Raw genomic sequence first — 22,762 nt, 5'->3', positions numbered from 1 at the left:
CGAAGCCGCGTCGGCCGCCTCGGCCGCGCCGGCACTCGTCCCACGCCCTCGACCGCGCTCGTGGAACGGGTCCGGTGGGCTCGGGTGACACGCGCTTCCTGGCGGTGAACGACAACCCCGTGGCCCCGGTCCAGGCCACGGGGAACATCGCGTCAGTGTGTGGCGGTGGCGGTGCGGACGGTTCTGCTGAGGGTCGCGGCGAGTGCGAGCAGCGTGAGCCATCCGGCCAGGACGAAGGTCAGCGTCGGCGCTCCGAGCAGGGCGATCAGGGCACCGCCGGCCATGGTTCCTATCGCCGCACCCCCGGTGGTGAGGGTGTCGATCGCGCTGGTCACTCTGCCCCGGAGAGCGTCGGGGGTGACGACGAGCCGGTAGGAGTCAAGGGCGACGTTGTAGACCGGCGAGGCCACCGACTCCGCGAACGCCACGACCAGAAGCAGCCACCACGTCGGCGCTGTCGCGTAGAACGGAAAGGCCGACACTTCGATCCACAGCATCGTGATGGACAGCGCCCCGAGTGGAAATCGGCGGGTGAGCGCTGGCGCCAACAGGTTCCCGAACAGGGCGCCGACGGCTGCGCCGGCGAAGACGATGCCGACCTGTATGGGGCTCGCGTCCAGGCGCTGGGCCAGCATGATGATCAGCAGATAGCCGGCGCCGTACCGCACGCTGTCCGCCGCGTCAAGCAGAGCCAGCGTCCGGATCACCGGATTGCGCCACAGCCAGGCCAGGCCGTGACCGATGTCGGCCAGGAGTACGCGCGGCGGGGCCGACGTGGCCGGTTGTTGCTGGAGGTCGGCGCGGATGGTCAGCAGGGACACGGCCGAGGCCAGGAACGAGGCGGCGTTGATCGCGAACGGGACCACCCGGCCCACGGCGTAGGCGATGCCGGCCACGGAGGCGCCGACGATCCGGAGCGCGTTGGACATCGCCCCGATCGTTGCGAGCGCGTCAGGCAGGTCACTCTTGGCGACGATGTTCGGCAGCGCCGAGCTGTTCGCCGCTGCGAACAGGGTGCTGAGCACACCGTTGAGCAGCGCGACGGCGTACAGCTGCGGCATGCCCAGCGCGCCGAGCGCCGCGGCGACGGGCACGGTGGCGGTCAGCGTCCCACGGCCGATCTCGCACCAGATCATCGTGGATCTGCGATCCCAGCGGTCGACCAGGGCGCCGGCCACCAGCCCGAAGACGATGTGGACCGCAGTCTGGAGGCCGAGCAGGATGCCGGCCTGGGTCGAGGATCCGGTCAGGGCCACGACGAGAAGAGGCAGAGCGAGGAACTGAAGCTGGTCACCCAGCTGTGAGACCAGCCGTCCGCCGAGCAGCAGTCGGAAATCGCGCTGGCGCCACAGGTGTCGGGGCGGCGTCGGAGTGAAGTTGTCCATGGTGGAGTCCTGTCGATGAGTACGCCTACTCGGCGGGCCGTCACGGGCTCGACAGACACGCGGGTGCGACGACGTACGGCATCGCAGCGAGGAAGGATCACCAGAAGTCGCCGGAAAAGGGCAGACTTCACCCGCGTGTCGCAGCGTGACAGCTAGGACTTACGCGGAGAGGACACGAGCTGAGATCTTAGGGGGCGACGCGACCGCTGGCGACCGACCGTGGTCACTGAATGGATCACCTGAACCCGGACCGGACGCGCCCGCGGTCGGCGACCGCCCCCGCCAACGACCACTGAGCGTCCGCAGTGGACGACGCATTGACACGGGAGCGCGTACGCGGCCAGACTGACGCCACAACTCCATCAGCGCGTGTGTATGGGGGAAGTCCGGTCGAAGTCCGGCGCTGGCCCGCAACGGTAGGCCGTCGAGGTGCACCTCTGACGGCAAGCCCGAATACCCGACGTACGCGCGGAATCCGCTCCCCCACCCGTCGTGGCCCACGGGTCGGAGTCCCGGTCGACCCCGCGCTGCGGTGGTCGTCGGGCTTCTGACGACCGCCGGGCCGGAAAGGCGCTTCCGATGGTCGTCCGCCTGAGCCGGCACCGCCTGCTCGCCCTGCTCTGCGGTGTGCTCACCGCCCTCACCCTCGCGACGTCGGCATCAGCCCACGTCTCCCCCACCTCGCCCGCCGGGGTCGGTCGGTCGGAGGCCGCGGCCGGCTGGCTGGCCCGACAACTCGTCGACGGCGAACGCCTCGAGGTGGTCTTCGACGGCGTCGCCTACCCCGACCAGGGGCTGACCCTCGACGCGGTGTTCGCCTTCGCCGCCGCCGGTGTCGCCGACGACCCGGGGGCGCGGGCGCTGGCCTGGGTCACCCGGCCGGACATCCGCGACACCTACGTCGGCGACGGCACGACCGAGGCGTACGCGGGCGCGACCGCCAAGCTCGCCCTCGCCGTCCAGGTGCGCGGCAGCGACCCGACCGACGTCGGCGGCGTGGACCTGATCGCCCGGCTGCGCTCGTTGCAGGCCCCCAGCGGCCGGTTCACCGACCGGTCGGCGTACGGGGACTACAGCAACACGTTCAGCCAGTCCTTCGCCCTCCTCGCCCTGGACCGCACCTCGCAGGGCCCGCCCCCGGCGGCCGCCGCCTGGCTGGCCGGCACCCGCTGCCCGGACGGCGGCTACCCGGCGCTGCCCGCGCAACCGGTCTGCACCTCCGACGTGGACGCCACCGCGCTCGCGGTGCAGGCGCTGCGGGTCGCCGACCGCCCGACCGACGCCGCCGCCGGGCTGAGCTGGCTGCTGTCCGTGCAGCGCGCCGACGGCGGTTTCGCCAACGCCGCCGGCACCCCGAACGCCAACAGCACCGGCCTCGCCGCGCAGGCTCTGCACGACGGTCACCGACCGCTGGCCTGGGCACGGGCGCGGGTGTTCCTCGCCGGGCTCCAGGTCGGCTGCGCCGGGGCACCGGCCGACCGGGGCGCGGTCGACTTCGACGGCGGCACCTTCGACCCGGGCACCGCCGCCCGGGCCACCGGCCAGGCCGTCCTCGGCCTGACCGGCGCCGGGTACGCCCGGCTGTCCGCGGCCGGCGCCACCCCGGGCACGCCAATCCCCGCCTGCCCGTGACCCGTTCCGTCGCTCACCCGATTCCAGGAGGAACCGTGTTCCGTCACCGATCCACCGTGCGCGCCCGGCTCGCCGGCCTGCTGGCCGCCGCCGTCGCTGCCGTCGCCCTCACCGCCGTCGAACCCGCCCCACGGGCCGCGCAGGCCGCCGCCTGCACCGGCACCTCCGGCGTCACCGTCGTGGTGGACTTCGCCGCGCTCGGTGGCGGCGTCCAGGTCGCCTGCGCCCCGGGCGATCCGGCCACCGGGGTGGCCGCCCTCCAGGGCGCCGGCTTCACGGTGACCGGCACCCAGCGCTGGGGGCTGGCATTCGTCTGCCGGATCAACGGCAAGCCGACCGTCGCGACCGATCCGTGTGTCAACACCCCGCCCGTCACGGCGTACTGGTCGTACTGGCACGCCTCCAGCGGCGGCGCCTGGTCCTACAGCACGTCCGGCGCGAGCAGCTACAACCCGGCCCCGGGCACCGTCGAGGGCTGGTCGTTCGGCGCGGGCGCCCCGCCGAGCATCGCCGCGCCCTGACCGGAGCCGCACCCGCCGTGACCGCGGTGCCGCACCGGGTGTCGGCCACCGCCCCTGGCGTCGCGAGACGTGCGGGCGGTACGGTGTCGGCACCCGGTGCACACCGGGTCCACAACTGCATACGTCCCGTGTGGGGGGAAGCCGGTTCGAAGCCGGCGCTGACCCGCAACCGTGAGCGAGGCTTCGGCCTCGCGAGCCGGAATGCCTCGCCCGGGACGAGCGGCTTCCACTGTCGAGGTTCACAGGGTGAAGTCCGGGCCACCGAGGCCCGCTCCACCCCCGCTCATCGCATCACGCGAGCGGGGTGTCGCTGTCCCCGGGTGCTTTCCGGAGCTTCCACCGACCGCTCCGCGAAAGGCACCCCTCATGTCCCGGTCCCGCTCCCGGCGCCTCGGTGTCGGCGTGCTTGCCGCCACGGCGGCGACGACCGCCGCGCTCACCGCCGTACCCCTGACCGTCGTGGCCGCACCCGCCCCGGCCCACGCCGCCGCCGCGCGCGACGCGGCTTCGTGGCTGGCCGGCGAGTTCGCCGACGGGGTGCTGCCCGGCCCGTTCGGCGGCCCGGACTGGGGTCTGACCGTCGACGGAGTCCTCGCCCTGTCCGCGACCGGGGTGGACGCGCCGGTCCGTCAGGCCGCGACGGCGCAGGTGGCGGCGCACGTGCGGTCCTACAACAGCTACGACGACTGGGGCATCCCGGGCTTCACCGACGGCGGGGCGACCGCGAAGCTGCTGTACGCCGCCTCCGCCGCCGGAGCTGACCCCACCGACTTCGGCGGCTTCGACCTGCGGACGGAGACCCTGTCGCTGGTCGCCGGAGCGGACGCGGGGCACCAGCGGGGGCGGATCACCAGCCGCACCACCGCCGACAGCGGCCCGGACGCCAGCAACACCTTCGACCAGTCCTTCGCGGTGCTGGGCCTGGCTCGCAGCGGTGACGTGCCGCAGGACACCGTCGACTTCCTCGTCCGGCAGCAGTGCGCGGCCGGTGGGTTCCGGCTCTACCCCGACACCGCCGCCGGCCCGTCCCCGTCCTGTTACGAGCAGGCCGGCGCCACCCTCGACGTCGACTCGACCGCGATGGCCGTGCAGGCGCTGCTCGCCGCCGCTGCCGACGGCGCCACCGGTGCGACCGAAGCTGCCGGCAAGGCCGCGGACTGGCTGGTGGACCAGCAGCACGCCGACGGGTCGTTCGGCGGTTCCGGCCCGACCACCGGCGCGAACTCCAACAGCACCGGCCTCGCCGGACAGGCCCTCGCCGCCGCCGGCCGCGACGCCGAGGCCGCGCGGGCCGCGGGCGCGTTGGCCGCGCTACAGCTCACCGCGGCAGACGGTGGCGCGGCCGCCGCCGACGCGGGCGCCATCGCCTACAACACCGAGAGCCTGGCAACGGCCGTCGAGTCCGGGATCATGGACCGGGACCAATGGCGCCGGGCCACCCCACAGGCCCTGCTCGGTCTCGTCCAGGTGCCGCTGGGGCGCATCGGCCTCGACCCGCCGCCGTCGTCCCCCGGGCCGACCCCGACCGGCACGGCCTCGCCCACGCCTACCGCCTCCCCGACGGCCACCACCTCCCCCACGCCCACCGGATCACCGACGCCCACCGTGACGGCCAGCCCGACGCCGAGCCCGTCCGCGACCACCGGGCCGCCGACGCCGTCCGCCACGGCATCGGCGACCGCCGCCCCGAGTGCGACCCCGACCACCCCCGGCCTGGGCGGGCTGCCGACGACCGGCGCGGCGGTCACCAGCTACGTGCTGATCGCGTTCCTGCTGGTCGGGGGCGGGGTGCTGCTCCTCGTGCTCAGCCGTCGGCGGGCGGCATGACCGTCCGGGCCGCCCGCGCCGGTCTGGTCGTCGCCCTCACCGCCGCCGGCACGATGGCCGGACCGGGCACCCCCGCGAGCGCCGCCGGCTCGGCCGGCTACTGCCCGGACGCCTCCGGTGTCACTGTGGTGGTCGACTTCAACGAACTCGGCGGCGGAACCGTGGTGCGGTGCGCGCAGGGCGAGCAGTCCACCGGTCTGGCGGCGCTCAAGAACGCCGGCTTCCAGATCACCGGCACGCTGCGCTGGGGCGAGGGGTTCGTCTGCCGGATCGAGGGCAAGCCGTCGACGGCGTCCGAGAAGTGCGTCGACACGCCGCCCGCCAGCGCCTACTGGTCGTACTGGCACGCGGCCAGCGGCGGCAGCTGGACGTACAGCGACAAGGGTGTGCTCAACCGCAGGCCGCCGGCCGGCAGCTTCGAGGGCTGGTCGTTCTCCCTGAACCGCGATGCCAGCGACGCGCCCCGACCGGGCGCGGCGCCGAGGCGGCCCGCGCCCTCGCCCCCGCCGCCACCGGCACCGCCCACCCAGGGCGGTGGCCCGGTCGCCCCGCCGCCCGCAGGAGGCGGCGGACCGGTCGCGCCACCCCCTGCCACCGCCGGCCGCCCCGGTGCGGCCGGACCGGTGCCGGGATCCTCCGGGCCCGCGCCGCTGCCCACCGGTACGCCGACGGCCAGTGGCCCGGGCCCGACACCGAGCGCGGGAGCCGCGACACCACCTGCGAGCGGTGCCGTCGGCTCACCGTCGGGCAGCTCCGTCGACCAGCCGGTGGTGACCGAGGTCGCCGCCTCCCGTGCCGCTCGCGGTGTTCCGCTGGGCACGGCGGCCGGCGTGCTGCTGCTGGTCGTGCTCGGCGTGGGCGGCCTGCTGGCCGCACGGCGGCGGCGGGCCGTCGAGCCGGATGACTGACCGGAGGCTTCACCAGGCGGAGATGTCCGGAGGGGCCGACCGGGGACGGTCGATGGGCCGGGTGGCGCGACTGCCGCGGGCGCTGCACCCCGGGGCGTGGTGGCTGTGGGCGCTCGGCCTGGCCACCGCGGCCAGCCACACCACCAATCCGTTGCCGCTGGGCCTGCTCGTCGCCGTCGCCGCGCTGGTGGTCGTCCGGCGGCGGGGCGATGCGCCGTGGGCGCTGGCGTTCCGGATGTACCTGGTGCTCGGCGCGGTGATCGTGGCCATGCGGGTGGTGTTCCGGATCGTGTTCGGCGGCGGGCAGGGCGAGCACGTGCTCATCCGGCTCCCCGAAATCCCCCTGCCCGCGTGGGCGGCGGGGATCCGCCTGTTCGGGCCGGTCGCCGTCGAGCAGCTCCTCGGCGGGTTCTACGACGGGCTGCGGCTGGCCACGATGCTGGTCTGCCTGGGCGCGGCGAACGCCCTGGCCAACCCGAAGCGGCTGCTCAAAGCCGTGCCCGGGGCCCTGTACGCGGTGGGCACGGCCGTGGTGGTGGCGCTGTCGGTCGCCCCGCAACTGGTGGAGAGCATGCTGCGGGTCCGTCGGGCGCGGCGGCTGCGGGGTGCCTCCGGCCGGGGAGTACGGGCGTTGCGGGGCATCGCGCTGCCGGTGCTGGCCGACGCGCTGGACCGGTCTCTGGCCCTGGCCGCGGCGATGGACTCCCGGGGCTACGGCCGCACCCCGGCGGTGCCGGCCGGGCAGCGCGCCGTCACCGGTGCGCTGGTGCTCGGCGGGCTGGTCGGCGTCTGCGCCGGCACGTACGGGCTGCTCGACGCCACCAGACCCGGTTACCTGGGCCTGCCGATGCTCGTCGTCGGCCTGTCGACCGCCGTGACCGGCATGTTGCTGGCCGGCCGTCGGGTGCGGCGCAGCCGCTACCGGCCGGACCACTGGCGGGGCGCGGAACTGCTCGTGGCCGGCTGCGGGCTGGGCGCCGCCGCGCTGACGGTACTGGCCGGTTCGGTCGATCCGGAGCTGTTGTATCCGCCGGTCAGCCCGCTCACCTGGCCCGAGCTGACACCGCTGGTGCTGCTCGCCGTCGTGGTCGCGGCGGCACCGGCCTGGTTGGCGCCGCCGCCCGCGCTCGCCCGACCGGCCGCCGCGCGGAACGCCGGCGCGTCGCCTGCGCCACATGCTCCCGTCGGCGCCGCACCGGCGGGTGCAGCGAGTCACCCGACCTCGTCGTCCCACGCGCAGGGAGGCCCTTCGTGATCGACTTCGACCGGGTGACCGTCCGTTACGCCGAAAGCGTCCGCCCGACCCTGCGGGACGTGACGCTCCACATCGGTGAGGGCGAGCTCTGCCTCGTCGTCGGCCGTACGGGAACGGGCAAGTCCACGCTGCTGCGGGCGATCAACGGGCTGGTGCCGCACTTCACCGGCGGCACCCTGTACGGCAGCGTGACGGTGGACGGCCGGGACACCCGCCGTCATCCGCCGCGTGACCTCGCCGACGTCGTCGGCGTCGTCGGGCAGGACCCGCTGTCCGGGTTCGTCACCGACACCGTCGAGGAGGAACTCGCCTACGGGATGGAGCAGCTCGCCCTGCCGGCGACGGTGATGCGCAAGCGCGTCGAGGAGACCCTCGACCTGCTCGGCATCGCCGAGCTTCGCGACCGGCCGCTGCGGACACTGTCCGGCGGGCAGCAGCAGCGCGTCGCCATCGGGGCGGTACTCACCGCCCACCCGAAGGTGCTGGTGCTCGACGAGCCCACCTCCGCGCTGGACCCCACCGCGGCCGAGGACGTGCTCGCCGTGGTGACCCGGCTGGTGCACGACCTCGGCGTGACGGTGGTGCTGGCCGAGCACCGGTTGGAACGGGTCGTGCAGTACGCCGACCGGCTGCTGCACCTGCCCGGTGACGGTCGGGTGGTGGACGGGGAGCCGGCCGCCGTGCTCGACGGTGTCGACATCGCACCGCCGCTGGTCGAGTTGGGCCGTCTCGCGGGTTGGACGCCGTTGCCGCTGTCGGTACGCGACGCCCGCCGGCGGGCGGCCGCCCTGCGCCACCGGCTCGCCGACGCGGCGGTACCGGCCGACGCGGCGGTCCCGGAGGTGTCCCCCGTGCTGACGGCGCGCAAGGTCGTCGTGCGCTATCCGGGGACGGTCGCCGTGGCAGGCGTCGACGTCGACCTGGCTCCGGGGCGGATCGTGGCGTTGATGGGGCGTAACGGCTCCGGCAAGTCCAGCCTGCTCTGGGCATTGCAGGGCAGCGGCCCCCGCCACGGCGGCACCGTCGCGGTGGTCGGCGCGCGGGGCACCGTCGACCCGAAGGCCCTGCCGGCGGGCCGGGCCCGGCGTCATGTCGGGTTGGTCCCGCAGACCCCCGGCGATCTGCTGTACCTGGAGACGGTGCAGGCCGAGTCCGACCAGGCCGACCGGGAGACCGGGGCACCCGCCGGCACCTGTCGGTCGATGCTCGACCAGCTCACCCCGGGGATACCCGCGGACCGGCACCCCCGTGACCTGTCCGAGGGGCAGCGGCTCGCGCTCGCGCTCGCCGTCCAGCTCACCGCCGCCCCGCCGGTGGTCCTGCTCGACGAACCGACCCGCGGCCTGGACTACCGCGCCAAGCGGCAGTTCACCGCTGTCGTCCGACAGCTGGCCGGCGCCGGCCGGGCGGTGATGATCGCGACGCACGACGTCGAGCTCGTCGCGGCCCTCGCCGACCGGGTCGTGGTGATGGCCGAGGGAGAGGTCGTCGCCGACGGCACCACGGCGGAGGTCATGCTCGCCTCGCCGGCGTTCGCCCCGCAGGTGGCCAAGGTTCTCGCTCCCGCGCCGTGGCTGACCGTGGAGCAGGTCGCGGTCGCGCTGGCCACGACCGGGGAGCCGGGGTGAGCGTGCTGCGGGTCGCCCCGCGCACCGCTGTCGTGCTGGTGCTGGCCTCCGCCGCCGCACTGGCGACCTTCACCTGGCCGTTCTTCGTCCCCGCTGATCCCGAGAGCACCGCCCGCACCGGCGAGGCGCCGCTGGTGTTCCTCGTGGTGCTGCCGGTGCTCGTGGCCCTGGTGCTGGCCGAACTCAGCTCCGGCGGCATCGACAGCAAGGCGTTGGCGATGCTCGGGGTGCTCGCGGCCGTCAACGCCGCGCTGCGCCCGCTCGGCGCCGGCACCGCAGGCATCGAGACGGTGTTCTTCCTCCTCGTCCTCGCCGGCCGGGTGTTCGGGCCCGGGTTCGGCTTCCTGCTCGGCTCGACGTCGCTGTTCACCTCCGCACTGCTCACCGCGGGGGTCGGGCCGTGGCTGCCGTTCCAGATGCTGGCCGCGTCCTGGATCGGTCTCGGCGCCGGGCTGCTACCCGCCAGGCTGCGGGGCCGGGCGGAGATCGCCGCCCTGGCCGGCTACGGCATGCTCGCGGCCTACGGCTACGGGCTGCTGATGAACCTGTGGTTCTGGCCGTTCAGCATCGGCGCGAACACCCAGCTCTCCTACGTCGCCGGGGCGCCGCTGCTGGAGAACCTGCACCGCTTCGCCGTGTTCACGGCGGTCACCTCCACCTTCGGCTGGGACACCGGACGTGCGATCACCACCGCCGTGGCGATCGTCCTCGCCGGACCCGCGGTCCTCGCCGCGCTGCGCCGTGCCGCCCGAAGAGCCGCGTTCGGCGCACCAGTCACCTTCGCCGCGCCCGATCCGCAGCCGGCCACGGCCACCACACCTCCGACCCCACCGCCGACACCACTGCCGCCCGGGACGTGACCGGCTTCGGCGTAGGCGCGAGCCCGACGTGAAAGACGGTCGCCCTCCGCGACGGGGGGCACGGAGGGCGACCGGGGTGCGGGGGTGAGGGTTACCGGGCGTCGGTGAGGCCGTAGGCGCGGTCGATGGTCTGCACGACGCGGTTGCCCGACCGGTCCCAGGCCTCGGTGCGTACGGACACCGCACCGCTGGTGTCGGCCAGCTTCGGGTGTACGACCACCGCGTGGTAGCTGCCGCCAAGGCCCGGCACGACGACCGCCTGCTTCCAGGTGGCCCCGTCGTCGTACGACACCCAGGTACGCAGCCCGGCGATCCGGGGAGCGTTCGGCGCGGCGTGCGGGGTGACCTCGAACCGGTACGCCCGCCCGGCCGTCGTGGTGTCGGTGAGCGACAGGTCGAAGTCGTGTTCGAGCTGGATCAGCGGCTGCCAGTCGCACCGGCCGCTACCGATGCGGATCTGCTCGGTGTAGCAGGACGCCGGCTGCTGCACGGTGCCGGTCGCGCTGGCCGACCGGAACGTCCAGTCGGTGGCGATCCGCTTCGCCAGGGTCTGGCCGGAGAAGTTGTCGTGGCGGACGGTACGCAGCGTGTACTGGCCCGGCACCGACGGCACGGTCCAGTGCATGAAGTTCGTCCCCCGGCCCGGCGGCGGATTCGGGGTGACCGGGACGCCGTCGCGTTCGAGGCTCGCCTGTACCCGGCGGGCGCCCGAGACGGTACTGGTCAGGTCGGCCGCCGACGACGAGCGTTCCAGCAGGTAGATGGTGTCCCCGTCCCGGCACCCCATGCAGGTGCTGGGCAGGGCGGAGTGGCCCGGCAAGGTACCCAGCACGACCGGCGGCTGGTGGATCTTCTCCGTCCTCGTGATCGCCCGGGGGAACATGCCCACGTGGTCGGAGCTACGGCTGGCCCCGTCGGCGGGGTTGTGCACGGTGAAGTACCGCCCCCAGAGGATCTCCGGACCGGTCACGTTGTAGTACTCGGTCCGGGCCACCGGCACGTTGTACGCGTGCGCGGCGTTGGCGCTGAAGTTCTGCCCGGGAGAGTACGTGTGGCTGACCTCGTGCGCGTTCGTCTCGTACTGCGGCGCGGAGACCTGGGCGTGCTGCTCGCTGCGGACCTGGACGAGGTCCCGGTGCCGGACGGCGCCGACCGGCTTGGCGGGCATCCGGCCTTCGGTGTGGTGCCGCAGCTTGTACTCGTACGGGCTGACGACCTGGGCGTCGATGTCGACGAAGGGACGCTTCGCGCCGGCAAGCACCTTCGCCACCTTCGCTCCCTGGTCACCGTCGAGCCACAGCAGCGGCAGCCGCGGCTTGACGACGTCGTACGGGGGGATCTGGTCGTAGGAGCCGGGATCGTTGCGGCCGGCGAAGTACTGGAGTGCGCCCGCCGCTCCGGCGTCGGCGGCCCGCTCGATGTCGTCGACGTACCAGGAGTCGGCCGGGGTGTCGAGGAAGACGAGCTTGCCCCTGACGTCGCGCCCGGCGAGCAGGTCCGCCCGGCTGGCGAGCTGGAGCCGCTGGTCGGTGGTGAACTTGGGCGCGAACTCGGCGTCGGTGAGGTACGTCGGCTCGACCTTCACCCGGCCGTTGCCGTGCACGGTGGTGGTGGCCTCCGGCGCGGCGAGCATCTGCTCGAACCAGGTCCAGTAGTCACCGATGGTCGGCTTGGCCCGGGTCGGCACGACGTGGGTCCGCCAGCTGTACCCGTGCCCCGGGCCGCTGTACCAGACGCTGGCGTAGTTGGCGCCGGACGCCGTGGAGAAGCTGCTGCCCATGGCCCGGTGCACCGCCTCGCTCGGCAGCGGCGTGTCGATCTTCTTGACCTCCACCAGGTCGCGGGCGAGATCGAACTCGATGGTGGTGTTCCCGGTGACCTTGTACTGCGGGTCCTCGATCCAGGCCTGGTGCCGGAACGACCTCCCGTCGCCCCAGTAGGCGCCCCAGCAGCTCAGGTGGTACTCGCCGTCCGGGACGTACCCGGTGCCCTGCATGTCCTTGCCGCCCAGGGGGACGGTCATCATGACCTGGTAGTTCGTGTCGTCGCGGAGGTTGCGGAAATCGCAGGGGGCAGCCCCGATGGCGATGGGTTCGCCGGGCCGGCTGAGGATCCGGGTGGTGACCTGGCGCATCGGCGGCTGCCGGATGAGCCCGACCGCGAGGGTCAGCCGGGTCCCGGTGGCCTCGTCGGTGGCGACGAGCGACCCGGTGTAGCTGCCGATGTCGAGCCCGGCGGCGTCCAGGGTCACCGTGGCCTGCACGGTGCCGCGAGCCGGCACGGTGACCGAGGCGGCCGTGGACAGGGCACCGGTGGCGTCGCCGCCGCCGATCTTGCGCAGCGCCGGGGTCAGGGTGAGGGTGACCGGCCCGTCGGTGGGGTTGTGGTAGCCGACCTGCCGCTCGATGCGGGGATCGGTGTTCGGCGACACGGTGCCGAAATCCACGTTCACCGTGCTGGTGGTGACCTGCTGGCGGATCGCGCGGGCCAGGTCCAGCCGGCCGGCGCCCTGCTGGTAGGCGGTGTGGCCGTTGTCCTTGCTGGTGCCGATCAGCGTCGGCTTGAGCTGGGCGGCGGTCCAGTCCGGGTGCTGCTGGGCCAGCACCGCGGCGGCGCCCGCCACGTGCGGAGTGGCCATCGAGGTGCCGTTCGCCGAGGTGTAGAGGTTGTCGACCGGCGTGCCCATCGAGGTGCCGGTGGCGCGGGCGGCGACGATCCCCACGCCGGGGGCGGAGATGTCCGGCTTGATGGCCCGGTCACCGAGCCGGGGGCCGCGGCTGGAGAAGCTGGCGAGTTCGTCGGTCTTCGAGGTCGCACCCACGGTCAGGGCCGCGTCCGCGGCACCGGGGGCGCCGACGGTGTTCTCCTGGCCGGAGTTGCCCGCGGCGATGACGAAGAGCGTGCCCGTCTCGGCGGTCAGCCGGTTGACCGCCTGGCTGGCCGGGTCGGTGCCGTCGGTCGGCGCACCGCCGAGGCTCATGCTGACGACCTTCGCGCCGCTGGTGGCCGCCCACTCCATCGCGTCGATGATCCACGACATGTCACCGTTGCCGGCGTCGTTGAGCACCTTCGCGACGAGCAGGTCCGCGCCGGGGGCGACGCCCTTGCGTGCCCCGGCCGAGCCGGCGCCCGTGCCGGCGATGGTGGCCGCGACGTGGGTGCCGTGGCCGTGCCCGTCCGCCACCGACGCGACGTCCGGCACGAAGCTCTTCGAGCTCACGACCTTGCCCCGCACGTCCGGGTGGTCGGCGTCGATGCCGGTGTCGAGCACCGCCACCTTCACCCCGGTGCCGTCGAGCCCGGCGGCCCACGCCTGCGGCGCACCGATCAGTGGCACGCTCTCGGCGAGGTCGACCTTGACCTTCTGGTCCAGCCACACCTTGCTGACTCCCGAGCCCAGTACCGGTCCGGTGGTCGCCGCCGCCAGCCCACGGGCGGCGGCGGACCGGTCGGCGCCACCGGTCAGCGCGGTCCAGAAGTCACCCGTCCTGGCCTTGTCCACGACCAGGCCCGCGCCGGCCACGCTGGGCAGGTCACGCCGTACGGTGGTGCCGGGCAGCGCCGCCGGGGAGGCCGTCCGGGCCTTCGCACCCGCGCCGTAGCTCACGATCACCGGCATCGTCCGGGCGGCGTCGTCGCCGTAACCGTTGCGGGCCAGGTACTGCACGTCGAACAGTTCCCGGTCCAGCAGGCCCCTGGCCACCAGGCCCTGCGCCGACTGGGGAATCACGTAGACCCCGGTCGGGTCCGAGTAGGAACGGAACGCGTCCGCAGCGGCGGGACCGTCCGGCGAGCTGACCACCGTGGCGCTGCTCCTGCCGTCCGCTCCTTCCGTGTACCGCACCCGGTGGCCGGTGATCAGGGTGACGGTTGCCTCGAGTCCGTCGCCGGTCCCGGCGGTCACGGTGCGCGTCGCGGTCGGGTTCGGCCCCGGTTCGCCCGCCGTCGGTGCGGCGGTCACCGGTGACGGGACCCCGATGGTGGCGACGGCCACCGCGACGGCGAGGCCGCAGGCGACCCCGCCACGCCGTGATCGCCGTGGAATCAGGCTCGACATGAATATTCCTCTCCAAGGGGCTGTACGCAGGGGGAACGGATGCGTCCCGTGGAGCTTCGCAGCGGGTTCGGCGGCACGGAAGCCGCCCGTCTGCCTGGTTCACGCCACTGGCGTGAATGGGGCACACCTCGAAGGGGCCCTCGTCGTCGCAGGTGACGGTGGGTACGGATCGGATCACCCGCCGGGCGATCGACCACACGACCCCTTGTCGCCACCGCCAGTTCAGGGGCAGCATGACCGGATGCGGGATGATCAATGGCCGTTCCCCGACCTCGGCCTGTCTCCCGGGCAGCAGGCCCTCTACGAGTCACTGGTCGCCAGACCGGAGCCGGTGTCGGCCGACGTCGCCGGGACCGCCGACTTCGCGCGCCTGGCCGAGCTCGGCCTGGCCACCCGGCTGCCCGGTCAGCCTCCCCGGTGGACGGCGGTGGCGCCCGACGTCGCGCTGGGCCCCCTGCTGACCGAGCGCCGGGAGTCCCTGCGCGAGTTGCGCCAGCGGGTGACCCGGATGGCCGACCGGTTCCAGCGGGCCGCGACCGCCGAACACTCGGAACTGGTCGAGGTGCTCCACGGCCGCGACGCCATCCACGCCGCCTTCCAGAACCTCAAGGACAGCGCCAGGCAGGAGTTGTTGATCTTCGATGCGCCGCCGTACCTGAACGCGTTCGCCCTGCCCGCCGAAGAGGCGGAGCGCCGGCAGGTACGGATGCGCACCATCTACGACCGGGAGGGCATGGCCATCCCGGGGCGGCTCGCCCAGCTTGCCCGCTTCGTCTCGGCGGGTGAGCACGCCCGGGTCGCGGACGTTCCGATGAAGTTGATGCTCTGCGACCGGCAGGTCGGCCTCGTACCGTTGCGACCGGACCTCGCGCTGGAGACCTGTCTGCTGGTCCGCGACTCCGTCCTGCTGTCGGCGCTGTCGGCGTTGTTCGAGAGCCTCTGGGAACGGGCCGTGCCGCTGGACGTGGGGGTCCGCCAGCGGGTCGAGTCGGACCCGGACGCGCCGTCGGACCTAGAACGGGACCTGCTCGCGCTGCTGGTCGCCGGACTGACCGAACAGGACGTCGCCGAGCACCTCGGCTGCCACGCGCGCACCGTCCGGCGGCACATGAACCGACTGTTCGCCCGGCTCGACGCGGTGACCCGGTTCCAGGCCGGCTACCAGGCCGTCCAGCGCGGCTGGCTGACCGCCGAGGACCGGGAGGACCTGTGTACGAACTGATCGGCGACGCCGAGGAGATGGCCTACGACCTGCTGCTCGAACGCCCCGGCACCACCCTCGCCGAGCTCGCCGCGATGTGGTCGGGGCCGGTCCGGTTGTCCGACGCGCTCGCCCGGCTCGAGGCCGCCGGCCTGGTCGGCGTCCAGCCCGGGACCCCGCCCCGGTACACCGCGTCCGCCACCGACGTCGTCGCCGGGCTCCTCCAGGAGCGCGAGGCCGTTCTGGACCGGACGCACGACCACTTCCTGCGGCTCACGGAGGCCTACCGGGACGCCCGTGCCGACGTCGACCCACACGTCGTCGAGGTGGTGCGTGGCCGGCGCGCGGTGCGGCAGGCGGTCAACCAGGTGCAGCGCAGCGCCCGGCGGGAGTTGTGCTGCTTCGACAAGCCGCCGTACGTCCACCTGGAGAGCACCGCCGCGACCGACCGGGAGCTGCTCGCCGCCGGAGTGCAGTGCCGCTGCATCTACGACCGTGCGGCCGTGGAGGAGAGCGGTGGGCTGCCCACGATCGAGGAGCTGATCCGCACCGGGCAGCAGGCCCGTGTCCTGCCTGATCTGCCGATGAAGATGTACATCGCCGACGATCAGCAGGCGATCCTGCCGATGCAGCCCGGCCCGATCGGGCAGGAGAGCGCCATCATCGTCCACCCGTCGGCGCTGCTCGACGCGCTCCGCACCCTGTTCGACAGTCTCTGGCGCCGGGCGGTGCCACTGCACCTGCCCGCCCACCGCAGTGCCGGCGAAGGCCGGAGCCGGACCACGGAGATCGACGACGGGCGGTTGGTGGTGCTGCTGTTGTCCGGATTGACCGACGAAGCGATCGCCCGCCAGATCGGCGTCGGGTACCGCACCGTGCAACGGCGGATCGCCACCCTGATGAGCGACCTCGGCGCGCGTACCCGGTTCCAGGCCGGCGTCCAGGCGGCGTTCCGCCAGATGTCCCCCGCCCCGCAGGTGTCGGCAGGCCGTCGCTGCCCGGTCAGCGGCGGTCACCGACCCCGACTGCCGGCCGCGGTGGAGACTGGCGGGTCTCAGGGATCACCTCAGCTCGAGTAGCGGCGGGCGGTCGACCTCGGCCGTGGACGACCCGTCCCGGCTGCCACCGCCGGTCCGTGAGCTCGTGCGCCGCGACGACGCCTCGGCGTGCGTGATCCGATCACCCTGCCGTCCGGGACGTCAGGGTCAGGCGGCTGCGCACCTGCGGCGGGCTGTCGAGGCGTACCTCGTACAGCCGCCCCTCGGCGTGCGCCGGCGTCTGGTCCCCGTAGTGCGGCGAGAGGGGATTGCCCGAGCTGCCGTGGCGGAGCACGTCGCGGATGCGGGTGCTGCCGGAGGGGCCGAACTCGACGACGAAGCGCCACGGCGCGCCCTCGACCACCCGGCCGTCGCGGTCGGGGTACATCAGACAGACGCTCTGCCCGCCGCCGCCCACCGGAGTCGGGGGTGATCCGTACAGCGAACGCAGCGTGTCCGACACCGCGGCCAGGGGATGCTGGTCCGCGATCCGGTTCGCCCTGCCGTAGCGCCAGCCGGTGGCGTCGTCGCCGAATCTGTCGGCGAGTCGGCGCGCCGCCTCGGTGAGGGCGTCGGCGACGACGGCCGGCAGTTCCTCCGTCTCGCCGAGCCGCCGGCGGGCGTCCGCATCCATCACCAGGTGGTCCACCTGAAGGGTGGCATCGGTCATGGCGTCGGCGACGGCCGCACCGAGCCGGCGGGTGATCCAGCGCTCGGTCAACACCCGGGTCAGCGCCCCGAAGACCAGGGGTGCGGCCTGATCGGCGTCGTCCCTGCCATCCCAGGCGGCCAACGACCGATGGCTGAACACGGCCAGCGGCGACTCCGGTGGATTCTCGTCGAGCGCCTTCAGCAGGGTGGGCAGGATGCGCCGCGCCCGCCCGTTGCGCAGGTCCATCTGCCACGCGCCGAAATCGGCCGGACGGGCCGTCGGCGTCGCCGTCAACAGCTCCTCGATCCGGTCGGCCCGGTACGGTCCGCCCCAGTCGCTGCCCAGGTGCGGGGCGACCCCGTCGGGCAGGATCTGGTGGTTGGCGCTGACCACGAAGCCCGCTGGCGGATCGACGAGCTCCGGTAGCTCGTCAAACGCCAGCGTGGTGCTCCAGCGACCGGCCACCTCGGCCGCGCCGGCCGGGGCGAGGCCCTCCTGACGGTCACGGCGGGGCACGATTCCGGCCGTCCGCAGCGCGACCGTACCGTCGCGGGTCGCGACGACGAGGTTGAGCACGGGCACACCGAAACCCCGCAGGGTCTCGCGGAACGCCGGGTAGTCGCGCGCCCGCCACATCCGCTGGCAGCTCTCGGCCTCGGTGGACGGGTGCAGACCACTCCAGTAGAGGGCCACCGGTTCGACGTCCGCACCGGGTGGGCCCGGCAGGTCGACGTATCCCGTCCCGCCCGCGGCGGTCACGGAGATATCGGTTCCGCCTCGCACCCGGACGACGCTGGTCTGCGACCACCGTGGCTCTCCCGTCGGGTCCGTCCGCTCCCCCACGGCCAGGTCCTGGGTGTCGATGGTGGAGTTCGTCACCCCCCACGCGAGATCCGGGTTGGCGCCGATCACCAGTCCGGGCACGCCCGGCACCGTCACCCCGTACGCGCGTTCGCCGTCGAGATCCAGTCCCAGCTGGTACCAGAGGCTCGGCTGGGTGAACAGGATGTGCGGGTCGTTGGCCAGCGCGGCGAAGCCGGTGGCGGACCTGGCCGCGGACACCGCCCACGCATTCGAGCCGCTCCCCTGCCGGCCCGCGAAGAGGTCGCCGAGGTGGGCGGCGCCGGCCGCGGAGAGCAGCGCGGTGTCACCGCGCCGTGCCGCCGGCCCCGCCGGGGCGTCGGCGGCGATGGTGACGCTGCCGCCGGGCGGGTACTTCGGCGCCAGGAAGCTGCGGACGAGGTCCGGTCGCTCCGCCAGCAGCCGGCTACGAAAGACCTCCTGTTGCAGGTTGCGGCCCAGGTGGAAGCCGAGCTGCTTGACGATGGCCAGCGAGTCGCCGACCGACCACGGGCCCGGCCGGTACCTCACCAGGTGGAACTCGGACGGGAGCTGACCGCGGCGCCGCATCCGGCGCACCGCGGTGTCGACCCCGTGGGCGAAGGCCGCGAGGTTGGCGCGGGCAGGCGGCGAGAGCAGCGCCTCGCTCTGGCGGGCGGCCCGCTCGAAGGCGAGGGTACGGGCGAGGACGTCCGAACCGGCGGCGCGACCGCCGAACACCTCCGACAGTCGTCCGGTCGCCCGCCGGCGCAGGACGTCCATCTGCCACAGCCGGTCGTACGCCATCGCGACCCCGACGCCCACGTAGAGATCACGCTCGTCGCCCGCGCGGATCCACGGGATGCCGCGTTCGTCGCGGTCGATGTCGACGGTCCCGTGCAGGGCCGCCACGGAAAGCGCCCGGGTGCGCCGGAGCGCACGACTGCTCGGCCAGGCGGCCAGGCGCAGGATGCCCGCCGTGGCTCTCATGACGCCTTTTCGGTCTCCGGGAGAGTGTCATGGCGATTCAGGTCAGGGATGCGCCGGCCGACCAGCAGGTAGATCGCGACGCTCACCATCGCCAGGGAGCCGATGGCGAGGAACATGACCGGCCCGCCGAAGGACGCGAGGACGAGGCTGCCGAGGAACGGTCCGGTGAACCCGCCGACCTGCGCGAAGGTCTGTGCGCCGAAGTATGCTCCGCGCCGGTCCTCGGGCGCGATGCGGTCGACGAGCGCGAACTCCGACGGCACGATCAGGGTCTCGGCGACGGTGAACACCACCATCGCCACGATGTAGTGCCACATCTGCTCGGAGATCGCGAAGCCGGCCATCCCGACGAAGGTGAGGATCCCGCCGAGGGTGATGGCGTTCAGCGGGTTGTAGCGCTGCACGTAGCCGGCGGCGAAGAGCTGGAGGATGATCACCGCCACCGCGTTGGTGGTCATGACAGCGGCGAGCACCCGGGCGCTGTCGGCGAAGTCGATGACGAAGTTCTGGGCGAGCAGCACCGAGATCCTGCTGTGCACCGTCTCCAACAGGATCGCGCCGATGAGCAGGAGAAGCAGGCGGCGGTCCGACATCACCGCCCGGGCCGACTCGCCCAGTCCGCGGGCGATGGCGCCCGTGCTGCGGCCGAGCGTCGCCAGCCCGGTGTTCCCGACGGACGGTCGTGGCAGTTGCCGCGTGGCCGTCCAGAGGACGGCGAAGTAGACCAGGTACACGGCGGCGGCGGCGGGGAAGGAGATCCGGGCGCCGGTGAACCCGAGGGCCACGCCGATCAGCGGACCGACGGCGTAGCCGGCGTTGATCGCGAGGTACTGGTAGGAGAACCACTTCACCCGCAGCGCGACGGGGAGCAGGTCGCTGATGAGCACCTTCGCGACCGGACTGAAGGCACTGGTGGCGAACGCCATGGACGCGTTGAAGACGAACGCCGTCACGGCGTCGCGCGCGAAGAAGAACCCGACGAAGCTGCCGATCACCACCAGCAGGCAGGAGAGCAGGACCCGGCGGCGTCCCACGATGTCGGAGAGCGCGCCGCCGAGGAACCCGCCGGAGATGCCGAAGAGGACGGAGGAGCCGATGACCAGGCCGACCGTCGAGACGGACAGGCCGAGTTCGTTGCGGAGGAAGATGGCGAGGAAGGGAATCGTCACGCCGTTGGCCAGGCTCATCACGCCGGAACCGCCGACGAGGATCCTGGCCAGTCGCGGTGGGCGGAACGCTGCGCTCGCAGCCGGTTCCCGGGTCAACTCGGGTTTCCTTCCGTCTTGTCCTGCTGGTGCTGGAATTCGATCATTGTCTCGGCGACGGTTGCCGCTCCGGGGTCACGCAGCATGCCCTCGTGGCTGCTGGCCACCACCGTCTCGGTCAGGTTCGGCAGCACCAGGTGCCAGCCCTCGGTGTGCCCGTCGTCGTCGTGGGACCTCTCCAGGCCCGCCACCAGCAGCAGTGCGGGCACGGCCAGGGCAGGCGCGGGCTCGGCCATGATCCGTCCCATCGTCCGGTAGTCCTCGAAGGCGTGGGCGAGCTCGCCGATCGTGGCAGCCAGCGCGGGCGCCGCGGTGGAGGCGGCCCAACGCAGGAGTTCCGCGTCGGCCAACCCGGCCGCGGACTGCGGGGAGAGTTCGCGCCACCGGCGGGTGTGCTCGGGAAACGCGAGGGCGACGTCGGAGAGGAAGGCGACCAGCTGGGTCCGGTGATCCTCGGAGAGGCGCTGGTGGAGACATCGTGGGCTCGGTGCGTCGAGCAGGGTGATGCTCCGCACCTGGCTGCCGGCCGCCCGCATCGCGTGGGCGAGGTGCAGCGCCATCGCCCCACCCAGGGAATGTCCGACGAGGTGGACCCCGGGATCGGCGACGGGCAGCAGCTCGGTCAGGCAGGCCTGCGCGGCGACGGCGGAGGACGGCGTGCCGTCCTGCGCCCGGAGGAGGTCGCGGGTGTGCAGGGCGTAGAACGGGCGGCCCCGCACGTGCGTCGACAGCCGCGCCATCGAGGCGCCGATCCCGAAGACGCCGGGCAGCGCCACCACGGGCGCCCGGCCCGCGACGGGGTCCCCCAGCGGCAGCAGGTCGACCGGGCGGCGGGACGCCACAGTCTGCCCGGCCGGCCGGGCCCGTCGGACCGCGCCCGCCACCGCTCGTATCGTCGGCGCCTTCAGGAAGTCGCGCAGCGGGACGACGACACCGAACTGTCGGCGTACGGCGGCCAGCAGGCGGGTCGCCAGCAGGGAGTTCCCGCCCTGCCGGAAGAAGTCGGTGTCTGCTTCGACCTCGGTGCCGGGCAGCAGCTCGGCCAGGATCGCCAGCAGGGACCGCGTGACGTCGTCGACGTCTGCGGGCACGTGTGGCGTCAGGACGGCGCCCGGGTCGGGCAGGGCCTCCCGGTCGAGCTTGCCGTTGGCGGTTCGCGGCAGCGCGTCGACGAGGACGAACGCGGACGGCACGGCATACCCCGGGAGCCGACCCTCCAGCCAGGAGCGCAGCTCCGCCGGACCGACGCCACCGGCACCGACGACGTACGCCACCAGCCGCGTTCCCGTGCCGGGTGAGGTGTGCGGCACCACCGCGGCCTGCCGCACACCGGGCCGGGCGACCAGGGCGGCGTGCACCTCCCCCAACTCCAGGCGGTAGCCGCGGATCTTGACCTGGTCGTCGTTGCGCCCGTGGTACTCGTACTCGCCGGACGGCGTCCGCCGGGCGAGGTCCCCGGAGCGGTATCCGCGTACGGGCCGGCCCTGCGCGTCGGTGACGGTGACGAACCGCTGCGCGGTGAGTTCCGGTTGCCCCAGGTAACCGAGGGCCACGCCCGCGCCCGTGACGATGATCTGCCCGATCTCGCCGTCGGCCACCGGCTGGTCGTCCTCGTCCCACAACAGGAAGCCGAGGTCGGGAAGTGGGGCGCCGATCAGGCTGGTCGTGCCGGCGATGTCGGAGGCGAGGATCCGGCGGTACGAGGCGTGGACGGTGGTCTCGGTGATCCCGTACATGTTGACCAGTTCGGGCGCGGCGTCGCCGTACTTGGCGACCCAGGGCCGCAGGTCTGCGAACCGGAGCGCCTCACCGCCGAAGACCACCCACCGCAGCGGCAGCCGGTCGTCGTACTCGTCCTCCTGGGCCGCCAGCGAACCGAAGGCGGTGGGCGTCTGGCTGAGCATCGTGACCCGCTCCGCCCGCAGCAGGCGCCGCAGGGCGACCGGGTCGCGCATGACCTCGCCCCCGACGACGACGACACACCCGCCGGTGAGCAACGCCCCCCACATCTCCCACACCGAGAAGTCGAAGGCAAACGAGTGCGCCATGGTCCACACGTCTCCCGGCCCGAACCCGAACAGTGGCTGCGTGGTGCCGATCAGGCGCAGGACGTTGGCGTGCGAGACCTCGATTCCCTTGGGACGGCCGGTCGTGCCCGAGGTGTGGATGACGTACGCCCGGTCGGTGGGCGCGATCGGGCGGACCGGTGCGGCGGGCGGGTCCGGCCGCTCCCCGCCGCCGTCCGAGGCGTCGAGCAGGACAGCCGCGACCGTCGCGGGCAGGGAGCCGGCCAGCGTACCCGTGGTGATCACCAGGGGCGGCGCCGCGTCACCGACGATCATGCCGGTACGGACGGCGGGCGCCTCCGGGTCGAGCGGCAGGTACGCGGCACCCGTGCGGAGCACCGCCAGCGCCGCCACGATCATCCGCGCCGAGCGCGGCAGCAGCACGCCGACCGGCTGGCCGGGCGGCGCGACCGTCGCGATCCGGCTGGCCAGGGCCCGGGAGGCGCTGGCCAACTCCCGGTACGTCAGGGCCTGCCGGTCGCAGCGGACGGCGACCCGGTCGGGGTGCCGACCGGCGACCTCGTCGAAGGCCGCGACCAGGTTGTCGGCGGTGACCGTCGCGGTGGCGTTCCGGCCGAGCGCCGGTGTGGACACGTCGCGGCGTCCGGCGAGCCGCCGACGCAGCCGTAGCGCGCGGTCGGTCGACGTCATGAGCAGTT

14 protein-coding genes and 2 riboswitches are annotated in these 22,762 nt (G+C 73.5%); of the genes, 9 read left to right on the top strand and 5 right to left on the bottom strand.

Annotation, left to right across the window (positions count from 1 at the left end; genetic code table 11):
* Positions 1-152: 152 nt before the first annotated feature.
* Entirely contained in the window at positions 153-1,385 is a 1,233-nt protein-coding gene (locus DER29_RS30895) for an MFS transporter (protein WP_121401145.1), read from the bottom strand.
* Between the two features lie 332 nt (positions 1,386-1,717).
* Positions 1,718-1,865, top strand: a riboswitch (cobalamin riboswitch).
* Between the two features lie 99 nt (positions 1,866-1,964).
* Here DER29_RS30895 and DER29_RS30890 point away from each other — a divergent pair.
* The 7 genes from DER29_RS30890 (at position 1,965) to DER29_RS30860 (ending at position 10,016) form a co-directional block, all read left to right on the top strand.
* Entirely contained in the window at positions 1,965-3,017 is a 1,053-nt protein-coding gene (locus DER29_RS30890) for a prenyltransferase/squalene oxidase repeat-containing protein (protein ID WP_121401144.1), read from the top strand.
* Between the two features lie 35 nt (positions 3,018-3,052).
* Positions 3,053-3,538 (top strand): hypothetical protein, encoded by a 486-nt coding sequence (locus DER29_RS30885; RefSeq protein WP_121401143.1) that lies wholly within the window; start codon positions 3,053-3,055, stop codon positions 3,536-3,538.
* An 88-nt stretch (positions 3,539-3,626) separates the two neighbouring features.
* A riboswitch (cobalamin riboswitch) is annotated at positions 3,627-3,767 on the top strand.
* Positions 3,768-3,904: 137 nt separating this feature from the next.
* A complete protein-coding gene (locus DER29_RS30880; RefSeq protein WP_121401142.1) occupies positions 3,905-5,365 on the top strand; it encodes a prenyltransferase/squalene oxidase repeat-containing protein in 1,461 nt (486 codons plus the stop codon).
* Complete coding sequence (locus DER29_RS30875) at positions 5,362-6,273, top strand: hypothetical protein (protein ID WP_121401141.1); 912 nt, start codon at positions 5,362-5,364, stop codon at positions 6,271-6,273. The genes DER29_RS30880 and DER29_RS30875 overlap by 4 nt, the downstream gene beginning before the upstream one ends.
* Positions 6,266-7,528, top strand: a complete 1,263-nt coding sequence (locus DER29_RS30870) for an energy-coupling factor transporter transmembrane protein EcfT (RefSeq protein WP_370040822.1) — start codon at positions 6,266-6,268, stop codon at positions 7,526-7,528. Before DER29_RS30875 ends, DER29_RS30870 begins: the two co-directional genes overlap by 8 nt.
* On the top strand, positions 7,525-9,156 hold the full coding sequence (locus DER29_RS30865; RefSeq protein WP_121401140.1) for an ABC transporter ATP-binding protein: 1,632 nt from the start codon (positions 7,525-7,527) through the stop codon (positions 9,154-9,156). Before DER29_RS30870 ends, DER29_RS30865 begins: the two co-directional genes overlap by 4 nt.
* The gene (locus DER29_RS30860; RefSeq protein ID WP_233600274.1) at positions 9,153-10,016 is read left to right on the top strand and encodes an ECF transporter S component; all 864 of its coding nucleotides are present in this window, start codon (positions 9,153-9,155) and stop codon (positions 10,014-10,016) included. Before DER29_RS30865 ends, DER29_RS30860 begins: the two co-directional genes overlap by 4 nt.
* A 91-nt stretch (positions 10,017-10,107) precedes the next feature.
* Here the strand turns inward: DER29_RS30860 and DER29_RS30855 are convergent, their stop codons facing one another.
* Positions 10,108-14,073 (bottom strand): S8 family serine peptidase, encoded by a 3,966-nt coding sequence (locus tag DER29_RS30855; RefSeq protein ID WP_121401139.1) that lies wholly within the window; start codon positions 14,071-14,073, stop codon positions 10,108-10,110.
* A gap of 241 nt (positions 14,074-14,314) precedes the next feature.
* Between DER29_RS30855 and DER29_RS30850 the strand changes: the two genes are divergently transcribed.
* Positions 14,315-15,295: a LuxR family transcriptional regulator gene (locus DER29_RS30850; RefSeq protein WP_158619118.1), complete on the top strand. Its 981-nt coding sequence runs from the start codon at positions 14,315-14,317 to the stop codon at positions 15,293-15,295.
* Positions 15,283-16,353: a hypothetical protein gene (locus DER29_RS30845; RefSeq protein ID WP_121401138.1), complete on the top strand. Its 1,071-nt coding sequence runs from the start codon at positions 15,283-15,285 to the stop codon at positions 16,351-16,353. Before DER29_RS30850 ends, DER29_RS30845 begins: the two co-directional genes overlap by 13 nt.
* Positions 16,354-16,453: 100 nt before the next feature.
* Here DER29_RS30845 and DER29_RS30840 read toward each other — a convergent pair whose 3' ends face one another.
* The 3 genes from DER29_RS30840 to DER29_RS30830 are packed head-to-tail and all read right to left on the bottom strand — an operon-like array spanning position 16,454 to position 22,754.
* Positions 16,454-18,772, bottom strand: coding sequence for a penicillin acylase family protein (locus DER29_RS30840; RefSeq protein WP_121401137.1), 2,319 nt, complete (start codon positions 18,770-18,772; stop codon positions 16,454-16,456).
* The gene (locus DER29_RS30835; RefSeq protein WP_199729621.1) at positions 18,769-20,037 is read right to left on the bottom strand and encodes an MFS transporter; all 1,269 of its coding nucleotides are present in this window, start codon (positions 20,035-20,037) and stop codon (positions 18,769-18,771) included. The genes DER29_RS30840 and DER29_RS30835 overlap by 4 nt, the downstream gene beginning before the upstream one ends.
* Entirely contained in the window at positions 20,034-22,754 is a 2,721-nt protein-coding gene (locus tag DER29_RS30830; protein WP_121401135.1) for an amino acid adenylation domain-containing protein, read from the bottom strand. The genes DER29_RS30835 and DER29_RS30830 overlap by 4 nt, the downstream gene beginning before the upstream one ends.
* Positions 22,755-22,762: the final 8 nt, after the last annotated feature.

The sequence above is a fragment of the Micromonospora sp. M71_S20 genome (assembly GCF_003664255.1).
Lineage (GTDB): Bacteria > Actinomycetota > Actinomycetes > Mycobacteriales > Micromonosporaceae > Micromonospora.
This window is presented reverse-complemented; position numbering and strand designations above follow the sequence as displayed.